The sequence below is a fragment of the Chromobacterium haemolyticum DSM 19808 genome, assembly GCF_000711885.1.
GTDB classification, from domain to species: Bacteria; Pseudomonadota; Gammaproteobacteria; order Burkholderiales; family Chromobacteriaceae; genus Chromobacterium; species Chromobacterium haemolyticum.
Genome location: NZ_KL543996.1, coordinates 112,717 through 130,250 on the forward strand (window position 1 = coordinate 112,717; position 17,534 = coordinate 130,250).

The 17,534-nt window shown below is 61.7% G+C and carries 14 protein-coding genes and 2 tRNA genes; 12 read left to right on the top strand and 4 right to left on the bottom strand.

The window, feature by feature from the left end:
* Positions 1-86: 86 nt before the first annotated feature.
* The gene (locus BR71_RS22010) at positions 87-572 is read right to left on the bottom strand and encodes an Lrp/AsnC family transcriptional regulator (protein ID WP_039756263.1); all 486 of its coding nucleotides are present in this window, start codon (positions 570-572) and stop codon (positions 87-89) included.
* 482 nt (positions 573-1,054) lie between these two features.
* On the opposite strand from BR71_RS22010, the gene hppD reads away from it, so the two are divergent.
* The 12 genes from hppD (at position 1,055) to BR71_RS22070 (ending at position 12,233) form a co-directional block, all read left to right on the top strand.
* Entirely contained in the window at positions 1,055-2,128 is a 1,074-nt protein-coding gene (gene hppD / locus BR71_RS22015) for a 4-hydroxyphenylpyruvate dioxygenase (protein WP_019103728.1), read from the top strand.
* Between the two features lie 199 nt (positions 2,129-2,327).
* Complete coding sequence (locus BR71_RS22020; protein ID WP_043642210.1) at positions 2,328-3,458, top strand: homogentisate 1,2-dioxygenase; 1,131 nt, start codon at positions 2,328-2,330, stop codon at positions 3,456-3,458.
* Between the two features lie 185 nt (positions 3,459-3,643).
* The gene (locus tag BR71_RS22025) at positions 3,644-4,627 is read left to right on the top strand and encodes a fumarylacetoacetate hydrolase family protein (protein WP_043642212.1); all 984 of its coding nucleotides are present in this window, start codon (positions 3,644-3,646) and stop codon (positions 4,625-4,627) included.
* Entirely contained in the window at positions 4,620-5,264 is a 645-nt protein-coding gene (maiA, locus tag BR71_RS22030) for a maleylacetoacetate isomerase (protein ID WP_043642215.1), read from the top strand. Before BR71_RS22025 ends, maiA begins: the two co-directional genes overlap by 8 nt.
* 309 nt (positions 5,265-5,573) lie before the next feature.
* Positions 5,574-5,649, top strand: a tRNA-Phe gene (locus BR71_RS22035).
* 25 nt (positions 5,650-5,674) lie between these two features.
* Positions 5,675-5,750, top strand: a tRNA-Phe gene (locus BR71_RS22040).
* Between the two features lie 99 nt (positions 5,751-5,849).
* Positions 5,850-6,740 carry a LysR substrate-binding domain-containing protein gene (locus BR71_RS22045; protein ID WP_043642217.1) on the top strand — a complete coding sequence of 297 codons (891 nt, stop codon included), beginning with the start codon at positions 5,850-5,852 and terminating at the stop codon, positions 6,738-6,740.
* A 219-nt stretch (positions 6,741-6,959) separates the two neighbouring features.
* Positions 6,960-8,528: a BCCT family transporter gene (locus tag BR71_RS22050; protein ID WP_052371011.1), complete on the top strand. Its 1,569-nt coding sequence runs from the start codon at positions 6,960-6,962 to the stop codon at positions 8,526-8,528.
* The gene (locus BR71_RS22055) at positions 8,525-10,537 is read left to right on the top strand and encodes a CocE/NonD family hydrolase (protein WP_043642219.1); all 2,013 of its coding nucleotides are present in this window, start codon (positions 8,525-8,527) and stop codon (positions 10,535-10,537) included. Before BR71_RS22050 ends, BR71_RS22055 begins: the two co-directional genes overlap by 4 nt.
* Before the next feature lie 29 nt (positions 10,538-10,566).
* Entirely contained in the window at positions 10,567-10,836 is a 270-nt protein-coding gene (locus BR71_RS22060; RefSeq protein ID WP_043642221.1) for a CBU_0592 family membrane protein, read from the top strand.
* 150 nt (positions 10,837-10,986) lie between these two features.
* Positions 10,987-11,343: a carboxymuconolactone decarboxylase family protein gene (locus tag BR71_RS22065; protein ID WP_043642223.1), complete on the top strand. Its 357-nt coding sequence runs from the start codon at positions 10,987-10,989 to the stop codon at positions 11,341-11,343.
* Positions 11,344-11,435: 92 nt separating this feature from the next.
* Positions 11,436-12,233 carry a Cof-type HAD-IIB family hydrolase gene (locus BR71_RS22070; protein ID WP_196783841.1) on the top strand — a complete coding sequence of 266 codons (798 nt, stop codon included), beginning with the start codon at positions 11,436-11,438 and terminating at the stop codon, positions 12,231-12,233.
* A 70-nt stretch (positions 12,234-12,303) separates the two neighbouring features.
* Here BR71_RS22070 and ptsG read toward each other — a convergent pair whose 3' ends face one another.
* The 3 genes from ptsG to BR71_RS22085 all read right to left on the bottom strand — a co-directional run bounded on the left by ptsG (position 12,304) and on the right by BR71_RS22085 (position 17,529).
* A complete protein-coding gene (gene ptsG, locus BR71_RS22075) occupies positions 12,304-14,067 on the bottom strand; it encodes a PTS glucose transporter subunit IIBC (RefSeq protein WP_043642225.1) in 1,764 nt (587 codons plus the stop codon).
* An 86-nt stretch (positions 14,068-14,153) separates the two neighbouring features.
* Positions 14,154-16,673 carry a phosphoenolpyruvate--protein phosphotransferase gene (ptsP, locus tag BR71_RS22080; RefSeq protein WP_043642227.1) on the bottom strand — a complete coding sequence of 840 codons (2,520 nt, stop codon included), beginning with the start codon at positions 16,671-16,673 and terminating at the stop codon, positions 14,154-14,156.
* A gap of 469 nt (positions 16,674-17,142) precedes the next feature.
* Positions 17,143-17,529, bottom strand: a complete 387-nt coding sequence (locus BR71_RS22085; RefSeq protein ID WP_019103721.1) for a DoxX family protein — start codon at positions 17,527-17,529, stop codon at positions 17,143-17,145.
* Between the last annotated feature and the right edge of the window lie 5 nt (positions 17,530-17,534).

The window sequence follows — 17,534 nt, forward strand, 5'->3', positions numbered from 1 at the left end:
TTGACTAGGTTTTCCACCCATGCAAAACGGCCCGGTATACCGGGCTGTTTTGTTTCGAATCCGTATGCGGCGCAAGGCCGCCCCGCTTAAAGACCACGCAACTGGCCGAGCGGCAGTGAAGTCGTCCGCTTGATCTCCTTGAGCACGAAGCTGGACTTCACATCGGCGACACCGGGGTGTTGCAACAGCTCGTCCATCACGAAGCGCGAAAAGTGCTCCATGTCCTCGAAATACACTTGCAGCAGATAGTCCATCTCGCCGGTCATCGCAAAGCAGTTGATGACCTCCTGCCAGCTTTGCACCGCTTCGATGAAGCTTTGCAAATGCGCGTTGCCGCGTTTTTCCAGCGTAACCCGCACCCAGGCTTGCAGGCCCAGACCGATGCGGGCGGGGTCCAGCAGCGCCACGTATTGGCGAATCACGCCGGATTCCTCCAGCTGTTTCAGGCGACGCAGGCAAGGGGATGGAGACAGGGCCACCCGTTCTGCTAATTCCACATTGGTTAAGCGGCCGTCATGCTGAAGTTCGGCCAGAATACGCAAGTCTGTCTTATCTAATGTAAGACTTGGCATGTTTTCTCCTAAAAGAGGCAAAATATTAGTGTTTTATACTTAGTTATTAATGGTTTCTTGGTATTTAGCAAGAAAATTGCCCCGTAGTTTCCATAGAATAAAAAGCCTAAAAACGCATTCTACACACGGCGCTAAAAAAGCACCGGGGTTTGTCGAGTGAATAAGACGGCGGAGATAAGATTCACATTTTGAGGAGAAGCTTGCCGCGCGTCACGGCAAGCTAAATCAACGCGCGGCTAGCGCGTCCCTCCTGATAAGTCTTTTTCCTTCCGACTTTTCCACGCGAAGCCAAATGCGTTGCGCAGGGCTTTTTACAACATGTCATGACAAGACTATCACAAGACATGTCATCAAAAGCTACTGTTATTTGTTTATAAACAAGCTTGTTGCGCGGAACGCAAGATCAAGTCGCCAGTTCAGAGCGGCGTCATGCTCCGCTCGCCGCCTACCGGCCACACACTCATCTACAACAGGAGAAACAGATGAAAATGGAAACTATGCTGCAGAATCCTTTGGCTACCGACGGTTTTGAATTTGTCGAATACACGTCCCCCACAACGGAAGGCATCGCCAAGCTGAAGGCCCTGTTCCTGTCGCTGGGGTTCAGCGAAGTCGCGCGCCACCGCAGCAAGAACGTCAGCCTGTTCCGCCAGGGCGATATCAATTTCATCTTGAACGGCGAACCGTCGCAGCCGGCCAACGCCTTTGGCCATGAACACGGCCCGTCGGCTTGTGCGATGGCGTGGCGCGTCAAGGACGCGGCCAAGGCCTATGAATACGCATTGGCCCACGGCGCCAAAAAGTACGAGCGCCCAATCGGCTTCATGGAGCTGAATATTCCTGCAGTGGAGGGGATTGGCGGCTCGGCGCTGTATTTCGTCGATCGCTACGGTCCGGAACACAGCATCTACGACGTGGACTTCGTGCCGCTGGAGGGCGTGGACCAGCATCCGGAAGGCGTGGGCCTGTATGAGATCGATCACCTGACCCACAACGTGTTCCGCGGCAATATGGCCAAGTGGGCGGGCTTCTACACTGATATCGCCAACTTCCGCGAAATCCGCTACTTCGACATCGAGGGCAAGCTCACCGGTCTGGTGTCCCAGGCGATGACCAGCCCCTGCGGCAAGATTCGCATCCCGATCAACGAGTCCTCCGACGACAAGAGCCAGATCGAGGAATTCCTGCGCGAATACCACGGCGAAGGCATCCAGCACATCGCGTTGACCACCCGCGACATTTACAAGACCGTGGAAACGCTGAAAGCCGCCGGCACTCGTTTCCTCGATACTCCAGACACCTATTATGAAAAAGTGGACGAGCGCGTGCCGGGACACGGCGAGGACCTGGAGCGTCTGCGCAAGAACCACATCCTGGTGGACGGCGCGCCGGTGGACGGCGCCGGCATCCTGCTGCAGATCTTTACCGAGACCGTGATCGGCCCGATCTTCTTCGAGATCATTCAACGCAAGGGCAACGAGGGATTTGGCGAGGGCAACTTCCGCGCGCTGTTCGAGTCGATTGAAGAAGATCAGATCCGCCGCGGCGTCATTTAAATAGCGGTTTACGATCCCGCGGGCCAAGGCGAAGCCAGCCGTTGCGGCTGAAGAAGCGGAGCGCGCCACGGCGCATGAGCATTCCGCCGCCGGTTCCAACACGGCGTCGCTGAGGCGCGGCAGACTACGAACCGGCTTTAAGCCCGCAGTTCTATCGATGCCATCCCGCCGCCTGGGCGGCGGGATTGAAGGACACACCATGCGTAAATGGATTCAATATCCCCACCGCGAAGGCACCGTCTCGCGCCAGGCGCACGCCGACTTTCCGGACACAGCCATCTATGAGCGCGAAGTGGGCCGCAGTGGTTTTTTCGGCCCCGCCACTCATCTGCATCACAAGCACCCGCCCACCGGCTGGAGCGCCTGGGAGGGCCCGCTGCGCCCGCGCGCTTTTGACCTGAACGAGCTGCCCAAGAACGTGGCCGCGCCTTGGGCCGCGCCGTTGGTGCTACACAATGCGCAGTGCAAACTGCGCATCTGGAGCGTGGATCAGGCGATGACTCAGCTGTTCCGCAATGGCGACGGCGACGACATGCTGTTCATCCACGCCGGCAGCGGCGAGCTGTTTTGCGATTACGGCCATTTGAGCTATCGCGACGGCGACTACATCTTGATGCCGCGCTCCACCAGTTGGCGTATCGAACCGGCCGCACCCACCACCATGCTGTTGATTGAGGCTAGCAACGGTGCCTACCAGTTGCCGGACAAGGGGCTGGTGGGGCCGCACGCCATTTTCGACGAGGCGATGCTGGACGTGCCGGCGATCGACGACGCCTTCCGCGCCCAGCAGACCGAGGACGAGTGGCAAGTGGTGATCAAGCGCCGCGGCGCCCTGTCCACCGTGACCTATCCGTTCAATCCGCTGGACGCGATAGGTTGGCACGGCAACCATTCCGTCGCTCGCATCAACTGGCGCGACATCCGGCCGCTGATGAGCCACCGCTACCATTTGCCGCCGTCTGCGCACACGACTTTCGTCGCTGACGGTTTCGTGATCTGCACCTTTGTGCCGCGGCCGATAGAGTCCGATCCCGGTGCTTTGAAGGTCCCGTTCTATCACAACAACGACGATTACGACGAAGTGATCTTCTACCACGCCGGCGATTTCTTCAGCCGCGACAACATCAAGCCGGGCATGCTGACTTTCCACCCGGCCGGCTTCACCCACGGGCCCCATCCCAAAGCCTTCGCCAAGGCGATGACAGACCCCAAGACCTTTACCGACGAAGTGGCGGTGATGATAGACACGCGCGACGCGTTGGAGCAGGGGCCGCAGATGCCGGAGGTGGAGTGGACCCAATATGTGGATAGTTGGAAACCCAAGCCCTAGTCGCCTGGCGTTATCGCTGCGGCGCAAGCCGATCTCGGCGCTGCGGTGCTCGCGGTGCCATTTGTACCGCTGCGCTTCTCCCGCCGGCCTCCGCCTGCTCGCGACGCGATAGCGCTCAGGCGGTGTTGTGGATGTCACACCGTATCACTGGAATTTCAGCTGCCCAGCTGCAGAAAGAATAGAAGATGAAACTCGCCACTTATCAGAATCAAACCCGCGACGGCCAGTTGTTGGTTGTCAGCCGCGACCTGTCCCGCGCGGTGGCGGTGCCGCAGATCGCCGCCAGCCTGCAGCAGGCTCTGGACGGTTGGGACGCGCTGGCGCCGCGTTTGCAGGAGGTTTACGCCGCGCTTAACGAAGGCGAGGTGCCGGGCGCTTTCCCGTTTGAGGCGCAGCGTTGTCATAGCCCGCTGCCGCGCGCCTATCAATGGGCGGACGGTAGCGCCTATCTGAACCATGTCGAACTGGTGCGCAAGGCGCGCGGCGCGGAAGTGCCGGCCAGCTTCTACCACGACCCGCTGATGTACCAGGGCGGCTCCGACGCCTTCCTGCCGCCGCTGGCGCCCATTCCGCTGCGCGACGAAGCCTGGGGCTTGGACTTTGAGGGCGAGGTGGCGGTGATCACCGGCGATGTGCCGCTTGGCGCCGACGCCGCCGCCTGCGCCGGTCATATCCGCTTGCTGATGCTGGTCAACGACGTCAGCCTGCGTAATCTGATCCCCAACGAACTGGCCAAGGGTTTCGGCTTTTTCCAGAGCAAGCCCGCCACCGCCTTCTCGCCGGTTGCGGTGACCCCGGATGAGCTGGGCGCGGCCTGGCGCGACGGCAAGGCGCATTTGCCGCTGCTGGTTGAATACAATGGCGCGCCTTACGGCCATCCCAACGCCGGCGTGGAAATGCAGTTCAGCTTCCCGCAGTTGGTGGCTCACGTAGCCAAGACCCGAGAACTGGCGGCCGGCTCCATCATCGGCTCCGGCACCGTGTCCAATCACGACCGCAGCGTAGGCTCCTGCTGCCTGGCGGAACAGCGGATGATAGAGACCATCGAGACTGGCGCGCCGACGACTCCGTTCATGAAAGTGGGCGACCGCGTTCGCATCGAGATGAAGGACGCCGCCGGCGCCAGCATCTTCGGCGCCATTGAGCAGATTGTGGTGAAGCATGACTGAACGCGTGCTGTACGGTTATTTCCGTTCCAGCGCCGCCTATCGGGTGCGTATCGCGCTGAATCTCAAGGGGCTGGATTACCGTTATCAAGCGGTCAATTTGCTCAAGGGCGAGCAGCGCAGCCCCGAGTATCTGGCGATCAACCCACAGGGCTTGGTGCCGTTACTGGATGACGGCGGGGTCAAGATCGCGCAGTCCCTGGCCATCTGCGAATATCTGGACGAAGCCTATCCGGATACGCCGCGGCTACTGCCGGCCGGCGCGGCGGCGAGGGCTCGGGTCCGCGCGTTGGCGCTGGCCATCGCCGCGGACATCCATCCCTTGCAGAACACTCGGGTCGGCAAGTATCTGCAGACCGAGTACGGCAAGGACGAGGAAGGCAAGTCGGAGTGGATACGGCATTGGATTCGCACCGGCTTCGACGCGCTGGAGCCGCTGCTGGCCGCAACGCCTGGCCGCTACGCGGCGGGCGAGCAGCCGACGCTGGCCGATGTCTGCCTGCTGCCGCAGGTATTCAGTGCTCGGCGTTTCGGCGTGGATCTGGCGGCTTACCCGAACATTGTTCGCGTGGCGGACGCGCTTGAGCAGGTGCCGGCTTTCGCCGACGCGCATCCATCTCGTCAGCCGGACGCAATCTAAACGCGATCCAATAACGTGTTTACGATCTTGCGAGCAAGAGCGAGATAAGGCGAAAACCGCTGAGGAAGCGGAATGGTCATGCGGTACATGAGCATTTCGAAGCGGTACTCTCCGTGTCCATCTCTCGGCGCGCAGCGGATGGTAAACAGGTTCTAAGTCGTTGATCTGACGGGCCGGCCCCCTTGAGAGGGCCGGCCCGTCTGTTTTTCCTGCCTGCCTGGCGTCCGTTTTTTTGCAATTATTCCTTGACGTGAATAGCGTCCTCTGATTAAATGCGTGGCTCTGACGGCGCGACAGCGCAGCAGTGATGGCCAGTTAGCTCAGTTGGTAGAGCAGCGGATTGAAAATCCGCGTGTCCGTGGTTCGATTCCGCGACTGGCCACCATCACCGCCTTGCCATAGCACTCGTCGGCCAGTTAGCTCAGTTGGTAGAGCAGCGGATTGAAAATCCGCGTGTCCGTGGTTCGATTCCGCGACTGGCCACCAGATACCAAAAAAGCCGAACTCATTGAGTTCGGCTTTTTGCATTGGCACGAGGGATCTCCTTGGGCCTGGCCCTGATTGGGGTCATGTCATAATGCAGCGATGAAACCGCTACCTCCACTTTATACCCTGATCGCCTTTGAAGCCGTGGCCCGGCTTTCCAGCTTTACTCAGACCGCCGCGGAACTGAATTTGTCGCAAGGTGCGGTGAGCCGCCAGTTACTGCTGCTGGAGGACTATCTGGGGTGCAAGCTGTTGCAGCGCGGCACTCGTAAAGTGGAGCTGACACTGGCTGGCGAGCAGTATCTGGCAGAGGTGCGTTCGGCCCTGGAGCAATTGGTCGGCGCCACCGCCAGTCTGATGCATTGGCAGCAAGACAAGCAGGTCACCGTAGCCTGTTCCACCGCGATCGCCTCCTTATGGCTAATGCCCCATCTATCCGCCTTTCGCCAAGCGCAGCCGGATCTGTCTATCCGCATCCTGGCTAACGATAATGTCCAGGAACTCCAGGCGGGCGACTTCGATCTCGGCGTTTACTATTTCCGTCAGCCCCCCAAGGGGGCCAATGCGGTGGCCTTGTTCGATGAGCAAATGTACGCGGTTTGCAGCCCTGCTTATTTGCTCGCGGGGCCGCTGTCGGCGGAGGCTTTATTGGATGAGAGGCTGATCACCATGGATGGCGGCCAGCGGGATTGGTTCAACTGGCCGCAATGGTTTTCCGCTCAAGGCATCGCTTGGCGACCGGCAGCCAGACAGTTCAGCGTGACGAATCACCACTTGGCGGTGCAGGCCGCATTGGCCGGGCAAGGGGTGGCGCTGGCCTGGGCTTATTTGATAGACAGCTACCTGGCCAGCGGCACGTTGGTGATGGCGGCGGAGGCCAAGGTAACGATGAGTGGCGCCTTTTATCTGCTGCGTCCGGAACGTAGGCCGCTCAAGCCGGCTGCCCGATTGTTTGCCGATTGGCTGACCTCGCTGGTGGCGCAGTCATAACGGCAGATGGCTGGGGCCCTCGATATGCGGGTAGCGCGGGAGGATTGATGAGCTGGGAACATAAATCTATCTAAAACTATCGTTTGTTTCGGGCTGGACTTATCGCCGACACTGGTCTGGCCGGCGCAATAGGCTCCGGCTTGTCTGCAAGCCGCGCCGGCCTTAGACCGGCAGCCCCCGTGGCGATAGCGGCGGCAGGCTCCATCAAGGAGACAAACCATGCATCGTTCTCATCGCATCAGGCTTCTGGTGTTCTGGCCCACTTTCTTGCTTCTGCTGGCGGCCTTGCTGTTCAGCTATCTGGACCTGCCGGCCTTTCTCGGCATGGCCGCCGCCGCCAATAAATGGATACTCAGTCACTTTTCCTGGCTGTTCAGTCTGGCCAGTTTCAGCCTGCTGTTGACCTGTGTCTGGGTCTATTGCTCGCCGATAGGCAAGCTGCGTATCGGCGGTGTGGACGCCAAGCCGCTATTGAATCGCAAGCGTTGGTTTGCCGTCACCTTGATGACGACCATGGCGGTTGGGGTGCTGTTCTGGACTACGGCCGAGCCGATTTACCATCTGTACTACCCTCCGGCGTCTTATCACCTGAGTGCAGGCAGCGCCGAGGCCGCGAGTTTCGCCATGTCGGCGATGTTTCTGCACTGGACGTTCACCCCTTATGCCATTTACACCGTGCCGGCGCTGTTGTTCGGCTTGGTGTTTTACAACCTCAAGCAGCCGTTTTCGGTGGGCAGCATGTTGCGGCCCTTGCTGGGGTGCTGGGTGGATGGCCGCAGCGGGCAATTGATAGACGCGCTGGCGCTGTATGCCTTGGTGGCCGGGATGGCGTCCAGCTTGGGTACCGGCGCGTTGGCGTTGGTGGGGGGGATCAATCAGTATCTGCCACTACCTGCCAGCCCGTTCAGCATCGGGCTGGTCATTGCCGCCATTGTGCTGACCTTTGTCGGCTCTGCGCTCAGCGGCCTGCACCGCGGGCTGACTTGGCTGTCCAGCATCAATACCTGGATATTGCTGGCACTGGCCGGTTTTTTGCTGATCTTTGGGCCGACCACCTTCATCCTGGCGTTTGGTCTGGAATCATTCGGCAACTATTTGAACCAGTTTTTCCGGCTAAGCCTGTCCACCGGCGCGGCCAGCCAGGATGGCTGGGCGGGGTCCTGGACCATCTTCTACTGGGCGGTATGGTTTGCCTGGGCGCCGATCAGCGCCATGTTCCTCGGCAAGATCTCCCGCGGCTACACCGTGCGCGAGGTGATTGTAATGAACCTGCTGCTGCCCGCTGGTTTTACCGCGCTGTGGATCATGATTTTCAGCGGCTCCGCCCTTGCCATTGATCTGGGCCAGGCAGGTCTGCTGAAAGGAGTGTTGGAGAGCCGGGGCGTGGAGAATGTGCTGTACACCATCATCCGCCAACTGCCAATGAGCGAAATCATGGTGGCCATGGTGGTCTTCATCGCTTTTCTCAACTATGTCACCGCGGCGGACAGCAATACCGATGCGATCAGCAATTTGTGCACCGCTGGCTTTTCAGCCGACAGCGCCGAAAGTGCCGGCATGGGCATGAAAGTCGTGTGGGGCGCGGTGATTGGCGTGGTGTCCTGGGTGATGACCAGCTACGCCGGCGGCGTCGATGGCGTCAAGATGATGTCCAACCTCGGGGGCTTGCCGGCCCTGCTCATCATTATGGGCTGCATGCTGTCGCTCATCATCCTGGTGAATTCCGGCAAGCTGGTCTCTCGGACTGATATTCAGGAATCCGCTGCCGCGAAAGAGACACAAGCATGAAAACCGTTACGCAGTTTCCGCACGCCATTCGCGACGTGGAGCATTTCACCATCACGCTGGCTGATGGCTGCCAATTGGCGGCGAGGATGTGGCTGCCGCTGGACGCAGAAGCGAGGCCAGTGCCGGCGATTCTGGAGTACCTGCCTTATCGCAAGCGAGACGGCACCGCTGTGCGCGATCAACTGACCCATCCGTATTTCGCCGGCCACGGCTATGCCTGTCTCCGGGTGGATATGCGGGGGTGTGGCGAATCCGACGGCGAGTTTGTCGATGAATACCTGCGGCAGGAGCAGGACGATGCCTTGGAAGTGATTGCCTGGATCGCCGCGCAGCCATGGTGTAGCGGCAAGGTGGGCATGATGGGCATTTCCTGGGGCGGTTTCAACAGCCTGCAAGTGGCCGCTCGTCAGCCGGAAGCCTTGAAAGCCGTCATTACCATATGCTCCACCGACCACCGCTACGCCGACGACATCCATTACAAAGGCGGTGCTTTATTGCTGGAGAACCTGGGTTGGGCCGGCACTATGTTCAGCTACTGCGCCGCCGTACCCGATCCGCTGTTGGTGGGCGAAGCATGGCGCGAACGATGGTTGCAACGGCTGGAGCGAATGCCGCTGCTGCTCAAGACCTGGTTGAGTCATCAGACTGACGATGACTATTGGCGGCATGGTTCCATCTGCACCGATTACAGCGCCATCAAGGCCGCCGTCTACGCAGTGGGCGGTTGGGGGGACGCCTACCATAACGCCGTCGGCCGGATGATGCAGCAACTGAGTTGTCCGAAAAAAGCGCTGATCGGTCCGTGGGCCCATAAGTACCCGCATTTCGCGGTGCCGGATCCGGCGATTGGCTTTTTGCAGGAAGCGCTGCGCTGGTGGGACTACTGGTTGAAGGATATTGACACCGGCATCATGGCGGAAGACCCGGTCACGTTGTATCTGCAAGACGCAGTGCCCCCGCAGGCCAGTTACGCCGCGCGTCCGGGGGTTTGGCTGCGCGATCCGGCCTGGCCCAGCCCGCATGTCGGGCCGCAGCAATGGGGGCTGAGCGCCGCGGGCGAACTGCGACCGGGGGCGTCCGATACCGGCGAACTCAGCATTCGTTCGCCCCTGACCACCGGCGCCGCTTGCGGCGAATACTGTGTGATTTGGCTGGGGCCGGAGTTTCCGCTGGATCAACGCCACGACGATGCCGGCTCGCTGGTGTTCGATAGCAGCGCGCTGGAGCGGGAACTGCCGCTGCTAGGCGCGCCGGTGCTGCGGCTGAGGCTGAAGTGCGATAGTTCCAGCGGTCAACTCGCGGTGCGGCTCAACGATGTGGCGCCGGATGGCGCCGTGACCCGCATCAGTTACGGGGTGCTGAACCTGGCGCTGCGCGACGACTATCAACAGCTGCAGGCGGTAAGACCGGACGAATGGATGCAGATCCGGCTGCAACTGGATGATTGCGGCTACCGTTTGTCGGCTGGCCATCGGCTGCGGCTGAGCGTTTCCAGCGCCTACTTCCCGCTGATCTGGCCGGCGGCCGATCATGCCCGGCTGACCTTGGACTTGGCGAGTGCCGAGCTAAGCCTGCCAGTGCATGATTTGAGCACCGTGGTAATGCAGCCCTTTGCCGCGCCAGAAGCCGCGCCGCCGCTGGCCTTGAGTTATTTACGTTCTCCCGCCTGCAGCCGCGAAATCATCGAGGACGCGATGAGCGGTGAGGTCCGCACCGTGATCCGAGACGATTTCGGCCACTATCGTTTTGACGACCACGGTTTGGAAGTGGCGCAAACCTGCGAGGAAATCTACCGAATCCGGCCTGATCAGCCCTTGTCGGCCAGCGGCGTGGTGAAGTGGAGTTATGGCGCGGGGCGTGGTGATTGGCAAGTCAGGGTGGAGAGCGAGCTGGCGCTGACGGCGGATGCCAGCCATTTCCGCATCATGGCGCGGCAAAGCGCCTGGGAGGGGGAGCAACTGCTACAGCAGCGGGAGTGGGACGAATATGTGCCGCGCTGTGCCCAATAGGGTCGGGCTCCTCAAGGGGAGGGGGCGTCATGATGTGGTATGACTGGATAGGACTGATCGGAGTGTTTTTCTATCTACTGGCTTACAGCCTGTTGCAATGGAGGCTGGTGGATTTGAGCGACTACAGCTATAGCGGCTTCAATCTGATTGGTGCACTGCTGCTATTGATCTCGCTGTGCTATGCCTTTAATTTGGCGTCACTGCTGGCGCAAGTGCTGTGGATAGTCATCAGCCTGGTGGGCATGCGCAAGACGCGTAAGGAGCGTTTGCTGGCCTTGCCGGGAAGGGGCGGTGTTTAGGCGGGCAAGGAGGCTGCCGATCGTAAAGAAGAGGAGCACGGGATGGCATGGTCGCGCGGCCATGCTGTCTTCGTGCCTCGATAGGGCTTGCTTTTATCTTTCAATATATGATTAAATATAATATATATTGTTATGTTAATGAGGCAGGCCATGAGTTACAGCTATCCCGAATTAAGCGCGGAACTCGGCGCGGAGTTGAGCAAGCTGCGCAAGGAAATCCCGGAAACCATGAAAGGCTTCGGCCAGATGAGCCGCGCCGCTCACGCGGACGGCGCATTGTCGAACCGGACCAAGGAGCTGATCGCTCTGGCCATCGGCATCGCCAACCGTTGTCATGGTTGCCTGGCTTTCCACGCCAAGGCGCTGGTGGAACTGGGTTGCAGCCGCGCCGAATTCATGGAGATGCTGCAGGTGGCCGTCTATATGGGCGGTGGTCCGTCCTTGATGACGGCGGCGGAGGCCTTGCAGGCCTATGAGCAATTTGGCGGCGAGGGCGCGCCCAACTGATCTCGGTTCGGACCAGAAAGCATTCGCTCGCATTGATGGGCAGCGTCGTCGGCCGCGCGTATAATGTACGCTTCTGTTGTCGCGGGAGTTTGATGGTGTATCACTTCATCGCATCCGATCTGGATGGCACCTTGCTGGACCCCAACCACGCGGTGGACCCGTTCACCGCCGCCACGTTGCAGACCTTGCAGGCGCGCGGCGTGCGATTCGCCATCGCCACCGGCCGCCATTATCTGGACGTGCAGGGCATTCGTCAGGCGCTGGGCATCCGGGCTCACCTGATTACTTCCAACGGCGCGCGGGTCCATGATCCCGACGACAAGCTGGTGCATCGCCAGGATATCGATCCCGCCTTGGTGCGCAGGCTGGCGCAGGCGGAATTCGCTGCCGGCACGGTACTGAACTTCTATCTGGACGACGCTTGGCTGATTGATCAGCCTTGCCAGTATCTGCTCAATTTCCACGCCGATTCCGGTTTGCGCTATCAATTGGCGGATCTGGCCGGGCACAACGGCTCGGGCGTGGGCAAAGTGCTCTACATCGGCGAGCACGCGCATTTGCTGGAGGTGGAGCGCAAGCTGCACCAGGCCTTTGGCGATGAGCTGTACATTACTTTCTCGGCCGACGACTGCCTGGAAGTGATGGCGCCCGGCGTATCCAAAGGTCACGCGCTGGAACTGGTGTTGGCGGATCTGGGCCTGGACAAGGCGCATTGCCTGGCTTTCGGCGATGGTCAGAATGATATCGAACTGCTGCGCACCGCCGGCCATCCGAGAATGATGGGCAACGCCCAGGCTCGTCTGGCAGAGCAACTGCCGGATGTGCCGCGCATAGGCAGCAACCGCGAGGCAGGGGTGGCCCGCCATTTGCGCGAGCTGTTCGCCTTGTAGATCGAATCGGGAGTTCCAATAAAAAACGCCAGCGCAAGCGCTGGCGTTTTGCATGTCGGGGCGCGCCCGTTCAGTCTTGCAGCGCTTGCGCCAGGCCGGCCGCCCGGTCGCCGACGATTAGGTGCCAGACGCCGGGAGCCACTTCCTGCATCGCCGCCACGCCGGCCGCGTGGGCGGCGTCTTGATTGAACTGAGAGCCCTGTTTCAGCTCCACGCGCAAACGGGTATGAGCGATGGCTTCCACCTTGGCCAGGTTGGCCTTGCCGCCCAGCGCCTGGAGCAGCGCCGCGGCTTGGTTCTGATCGGCGGCGGGCGTCGGTGTTGCGGCATGAAGCACTGGAGCCGGCGCGCTGGCGGGCGCGACGACTTCGGCGTCCGCGCCGGCGCCGCGCAGATAGATTTCCATATCGGTTTTCAGGTTTTCCGACTGCGGGCCGAAGATGGCCTGGATGCCGGTGCCCACTACCACCACGCCGGATGCGCCCATGCTCTTGAGCTTGGCCTGATTCACCTTGGCGGGTTCCCGCACCGCTATGCGCAGGCGGGTGATGCAGGCGTCCAGGCTGCTGATGTTGCTGCGGCCGCCAAAGGCCAGCACCAGTTCGCGCGCGCGCGCGTCTTCGCTGACTGTTTCGCCTGCATCGGCGCTCTCGTCCTCGCGGCCCGGGGTTTTCAGGTTGAACTTGGCGATGACGAAGCGGAACACTCCGTAGTAGATGGCCGCGTAGATCGGACCGAGGATGAACACGTACCAGGCGTGCTTGGCCTTGTCGCCGATCAGGTTGAACATCAGGAAATCGATGCCGCCCTGGGAGAAGGTGAAGCCCATGTGCATGTCCAGAGTGTTGGCGATGAATTGCGCCGACGCCGCCAGGCAGGCATGGAGGAAATACAGTACCGGCGCCACGAACAGGAAGGAGAATTCGATGGGCTCGGTAATGCCGGTGAGGAAGGACGTTAGCGCGGCGGAAATCATGATGCCGCCCACTTTGACGCGGTTCTCCGGTTTAGCCGAATGCCATATGGCGATGGCCGCGGCCGGTAGGCCGAACATCTTGAACAGGAAGGCCCCGGACAGGATGCCCGCGGTGGGGTCGCCGGCGAAGAAGCGGTTGATGTCGCCGTGTATCATTTTGCCGCTTACCGCGTCGGGGAAGGCGCCGATTTCAAAGAAGAAGGGCACGTTCCAGATGTGGTGCAGGCCAAAGGGCAGCAGCAGACGCTCGACAAAGCCGTAGACGGTGGCGGCGGTGCGCGGATCGCTGACCGCGGCCCACTGCGAGAAGCTCTTGATGGCGTTGCCTATCGGCGGCCAGATGAAGGACAGAGCCACGCCCAGCGCGATGGCGCTGATGGCGGTGACGATGGGCACAAAGCGCTTGCCGGCGAAGAAGCCCAGATATTCGGGCAATTTGATCCGGTAATAGCGGTTGAACATATACGCCGCCAGTCCGCCGGCGAGAATGCCGCCGAACACGCCGGTCTGTATCGACGGCAAGCCCATGATGGTATCCGGTTTGACGCCCATCAGGCCGGCCATCACCCCTAGTGTGACGGTGGTGACCAGATGGCCGATCACCGCGGCGATCGCGGCCACGCCATCGTTCTCGGTAAAGCCCAGCGCCACGCCGACGGCGAAGATCAGCGGCAGATTGCCGAAGATTACATCGCCGGCGTTTTTCATCAGCGACAGGATGGCCAGCGCCACGGTGCTCTGGGTGTGGAAATCGGTGGCGCCTATGCCCAGCAGCAGGCCGGCTACCGGCAGCACGGCCACCGGCAGCATCAGCGCTTTGCCGATCTTTTGCAGAAATGCGAATGATTGACTAAACATGGTGGTTCATTCCTTGCTCAACAGCGTAGGAAATAGCGGGCGGCGTTCGCCGCCCCACATCGCTCCGGGTTACCGGAGAGTTTCGTTTATCGGGCTTGCGCGTTCAGATGCTCGCGGACTTCGCTCGCCGTGGATAGGGCCAGCGCCTGCTGCGCCAGGGTCCGGCACTCCGCCGCGCTCCAGCGCGACAGCGTGGCCTTGACCGCGGCCAGCGCCGGGGTGCTGACCGACAGCTCGGTGACGCCCATGCCCACCAGCAGCGGCGCGGCGCGTTCGTCCGAGGCGAGGCCGCCGCAGATGCCCACCCATTTGCCGTGGGCGCGGGCGCCGTCGCAGGTCATCGCGATCATCGCCAGCACCGCCGGGTGCAGCGCGTCGGCTTGCTTGGCCAGCTGCGGGTGGCCGCGGTCCATCGCCAGCACGTACTGAGTCAGGTCGTTGGTGCCGATGGAGAAGAAGTCCACTTCCGGCGCGAAGCGCGCGGCCATGACGGCGGCGGAAGGCACTTCCACCATAATGCCCACTTTGACGTCTTGTCTGCCGCTTGCGGCCTGCTCTTCGGCCAGCACGGCCTTGGCGGCGCGCAGCTCGTCCAGCGAGGCCACCATCGGGAACATGATGTGCAAGCGGGTCAGCGGCGCGGCCTGCAAGATGGCGCGCAACTGGGTGCGCAGCAGGTCCGGACGTTCCAGGCTGACGCGGATGCCGCGCAAGCCCAGGAAGGGGTTGTCTTCCTTGGGCAGGGGCAGGTAAGACAAGGGCTTGTCGCCGCCCACGTCCAGCGTGCGCACCACCAATGGGCGTTCCGTGCCCAGCGCGCGGGCCACCGCACAGTATTCATCAGCTTGTTCCTGCTCGCTGGGCGGGGTGTCGCGGTTGTCGAACAGGAACTCCGAACGCAGCAGGCCGACGCCCTCGGCGCCCATGGCCACCGCTTCGCGCGCGTCGGCGGCGTTGCGGATATTGGCCACCACTTCGATGCGGACGCCGTCGCTGGTGCGGGCTTCCCGCTGCGACATCGCCGCCTCGGCTGCTCGGCGTTCCGCGATCTGCGCGATCTCCGCCTCGGCGGTGGCCAGTTGCTCGGCGTTCGGCGCGATGCGCAGCGTGCCGCGGCCGCCGTCGATGATGACTTGTTCGCTGTCGGGCAGGGCCAGCGCGGCTTGGGAGATGCCGCAGATCGCCGGGATGCCCAGCGAACGGGCCAGGATGGCCACGTGGCTGGTGGCGCCGCCGGTGCGGGTACAGAAACCCAGCACTTTTTTGGGGTCCAGCGCGGCGGTGTCGGACGGCGCCAGGTCTTCCGCGATCAGAATGGAGCCGGCCGGCACGTCCAGGCTGGCCTGTTTGATGCCTGCCAGCAAGGCCAGCACCCGGCGGCCCACGTCGCGGATGTCGTTGGCGCGCTCTCGCAGCAGCGCGTTGTCTTGCGCTTCCAGGCGCGCGGAGTAGGAACTGAAGGCGGCGCGCCAGGACCAGGCGGCGGATTTGCCGTCCGCCAGGCCGGCGTAGGTTTGCGCCAGCAGGTCCGGATCTTGCAGCAGTTCCTGGTGCATGGACAGGATGGCCTGTTTGGCTTTGTCGGTCAGCTGGTTTTTGACCGCGTCTATCTGCTGGGCCGCTTCTTCAGTAGCGCGGGCGAAGTGTTGCTGCTCCAGGCTGGCGCCTTGGCCGAATTCCGGCACGTCGAATTCCTGCAGCCGGTGATGGTAGACGCGGCCGATGGCCAGGCCGGGCGAGGCGCCGACGCCGACCAGCAGCTCCGCGCTTTCCTGTTGTTGGGCCACGGCGGCGATGGGCGCGGGCGCTGCCGGCGCTTCGTCTTCGGCCTCGCCGCAGCGGTCCAGCAGCAGTTGGGTGAGTTCGGCCAGCGCCTGTTCCGCGTCCGCGCCGGCGGCTTCGATGCGCACTTTGTCGCCCTTGCGGGTGGACAGGCCCATCACGCCAACCACGGACTTGGCGTTGGCGGACTGCTCGTCCAACAGCAAGTGGATGTCTGACTGGAAGCTTTTCGCCTTGCTGGCGAACACGGCGGCCGGGCGAGCGTGAAGGCCGGCGGGATTGGTGATTTCGATTTCCGGCGAAAGCAGTTTGGCTCCGCCTGCCGCTGGCGCCGCCGCGGCGGCCGCGCCGGCCAGTTCCAGTTCCAGCACCGCTGTCTTGCCGGCCTCGGCGAGGCCGCTCGCGCGGTGCATGGCGCTGACGGTTTCGTCGCCGTTGGTGATGATGATCTGGGTCAGCAGGCTTTGCGCGTTGCGCGCCACCAAATCCAGATTGAAGTCGATCAGCGCCTGACCGGCGTTGACGCTCTGCCCTTGTTCCACCAGCGGCTGGAAGCCCTGGCCTTTTAGCATGACGGTGTCGATGCCGATGTGCACCATGACTTCAACCCCTTCGGGCGAAGTGATGGTGAGCGCGTGGTGCGCGGAATGGAGGTTGCTGACAACGCCGGAGACCGGCGCGAGCAGACTGCAGGAGGTAGGGTCCAGCGAGATGCCGTCTCCCACCATCTTGCCGGCGAACACCGGATCCGGGACGGTGTCCAGGGCGACCAGCCACCCGGAGAGGGGGGCGAGGATCTTCAGTCTTGGCAAGGGTGTGCTCATATGTAACTCCTCAGATCGGGAATTTATCAGTTGTTTTATTACGAGCGTCGGCCGGCTTCTTCATGAGCGGTTCCGCATTGGCGTGCCGGATAGGGTACACCGTACGGAAAGGCCTGTCTTGATTCGATGGCGCTGTGACATTCATGGCGCAGCAACAGTACAGACGCTTACTGTCCAACTGGCGATATGATGCCAATATTGTAGTTTAACTACATCGAAATAACGGTGCAGCTTGATGGCAATCAAGAAATTGCGCAAGTAGGAATTCACGTATTTGCACTAGTTCGCGCCTTGTCGGCGGTGGAGGGAGGGAAGCGGTGGCGGCGGATATTGATTTTGCGTGGAAAAGAAGCCGCCTTGGCCGCGAGCGCGGCAACGGGGCGGCTGTTGCATTTTTGTTATGCCTGAAATGAAAAACGGCGGCCCGTTGGGGGCCGCCGCCTTGCCGCGCGCCGGAGGCGCCGACGTTTCAAGCCTGGCGCTTGTTGTCGCCGAGGAAGAACAAGGCCAGCGAGCCGGCGATCAGGAAGGCCGGGTATTCCCAGCCGCCGCCTTCGTTGGCGAACATCCAGCCATGGGCGCCGTGCACCAGCACGATGGTGCCGAGCAGCAGAGGGGTCAGCGCCAATGCCACCCAGCGGGCGAAGAAACCGGACAGCAGCAGCAGGCCGCCGCCGACTTCGGCCAGGATGGCCAGGTAGCCGACAAAGCCGGGCAGGCCCAGGCTGGCGAAGTAGCCGGCGGTGCCGGCCGGGGTGAACACCAGCAGTTTGAGCAGGCCGTGGGACAAGTACATCAGACCCAGCGACAGACGCAGGATCAAGGTGCCGAGGGCGGGGTTCTGGAAGCGGTTCATGGTGG